Raw genomic sequence first — 2,086 nt, 5'->3', positions numbered from 1 at the left:
CGGCGCTGTCGGCGGACGACATCGCCTATCTGATTTACACGAGCGGTACGACCGGGACCCCGAAGGGGGTGGCGGTGGCGCACCGCAATGTGGCGCGGCTGCTGGACACGTTGCAGGCCGAGGTGTCTTCGGGTCAGGTGTGGTCGCAGTGTCATTCGTTGGCGTTCGATTTCTCGGTGTGGGAGATCTTCGGTGCGCTGCTTTCCGGGGGCCGGGTGGTGATGGTGCCGGATGCGGTGGTGCGCTCTCCGGAGGAGTTGCATGCGGTGTTGGTGGCCGAGCAGGTCGGTGTGCTGAGTCAGACGCCGTCGGCGTTCTATGCGCTACAGGCTGCTGATGCGTTGGCTCCGGAATTGGGTGATCAGCTCAAGTTGGAGACGGTGGTCTTTGGCGGGGAGGCGTTGGAACCGCAACGTCTTGGGGGCTGGCTCGGTCGTCATCCGGGGTCGCCGCGGTTGCTGAATATGTATGGCATTACCGAGACCACGGTGCATGCCTCGCTGCGCGAGATCACCGCCGCTGATATCGACAGCCCGGTGTCTCCGATCGGGGTGCCGTTGGCGCACTTGGGTTTCTTTGTGCTCGATGGTTGGTTGCGTCCGGTGCCCATGGGGGTGGTGGGCGAGTTGTATGTGGCCGGGGCGGGGGTGGCCCAGGGGTATGTGGGACGGGCGTCGTTGACCGCGTCGCGGTTTGTGGCGTGCCCGGATGGGGCGCCGGGTCAACGTATGTATCGGACCGGGGATTTGGTGGCCTGGGGTGCCGATGGGCAACTGCGGTATGTGGGTCGTGCTGATGAGCAGGTCAAGATCCGCGGATACCGCATTGAGTTGGGTGAGGTGGCGGCGGCGTTGAACGCCCTCGAGGGAGTTCAGCAGGCGGTGGTGATCGCGCGGGAGGACCGCCCCGGTGATAAGCGTCTGGTCGGCTACATCACCGAATCGGCTACCGGCACGGCGGATCCGGCCGATATCCGCGCGCAGCTGGGGCAGCGGTTACCGGCTCATATGGTGCCCACCGCGGTGATAGTGCTCGACGCGTTGCCGTTGACGGTCAACGGCAAGCTCGACGTTCGCGGGTTGCCGGCACCGGAATACTCCGATGGGGAGGGGTATCGCGCCCCGGCGACGCTGACCGAGGAGATCTTGGCCGGTATCTACGCCCAGGTGTTGGGGTTGGAGCGGGTCGGGGTCGAGGATTCGTTTTTCGCACTCGGTGGGGATTCGTTGTTGGCGATGCGTTTGGTCGCGGCGATCAACAAATCGTTGGACGTGCATGTGGCGGTGCGCACCTTGCTGGTGGCGCCGTCGGTGCGTGGTCTTAGCGAACAGTTGAGCCGAGACGACGCCGGGTTGGAACTGGTGCCGGTCGAGATCTTCCAGCAGGGCAGCGGTGTTCCGCTGTGTTGTGTTCATGAAGGCAACGGGCAGAGTTACGCGTACCGGGGTCTGGGCGATTATCTGGATTGTCCGATCATCGGGATCAACCAGATGCCGAATGAGGGTGAAGCCGAACCGGTTTCGATTCGCGACATGGCCGAAACCTATGCTGACCGACTCCAAGCGGTTCACCCGCAGGGTCCTTTTAGTCTGCTGGGTTGGTCGTTTGGTGGGCCGGTCGCCCACGAGCTGGCCATCGAACTGCGCCGCCGCGGACATGTGGTGCAGCGTCTGGTCCTGCTGGACCCGGTGCTGCGGACCGCCGGTTCACAGCACGCTGTGGAGGACGACCCTGGTGAGCATCGCCTGCTGGATCTGTTCTTGCGTACTAGCGGGATAACCATTCCCGACCGATCCGAGCCGCTGACCTATGAGCGCGTCCAGGAGTTGATCCGCCAGCAAGGGCATGCCGCGGAGTTCGTGCTGCCACCGCGGCAGCTCTTCGACTTCGCGGTGCACAACCACAACATCAACGAGTCGCTGCTGCGAGACCATGTCCCCGACGTGTTCGATGGCGACATGATCATCTTCAACGCCACCCGAAACGACGACGACGCCGACAGCGATCCGCAAAACTGGAAGCCTTACGTCACCGGCAACATCACCGTGCATCCGGTCGACTGCGGACACGACGAAATGATGACCCC

Annotated in this window: 1 protein-coding gene; it reads left to right on the top strand. The window is 63.6% G+C overall.

What is annotated here, in order from left to right:
- Positions 1–2,086 (top strand): amino acid adenylation domain-containing protein (locus ACIA48_RS30235; protein WP_396740001.1); only part of this gene is annotated, 2,086 nt, incomplete at both ends.

It is taken from the genome of Mycobacterium sp. NPDC051804, assembly GCF_044452905.1.
Taxonomy (GTDB): Bacteria; Actinomycetota; Actinomycetes; order Mycobacteriales; family Mycobacteriaceae; genus Mycobacterium.
The sequence above is the reverse complement of the archived record's forward strand: the minus strand, read 5'-3'. Positions and strand labels throughout refer to the sequence as shown.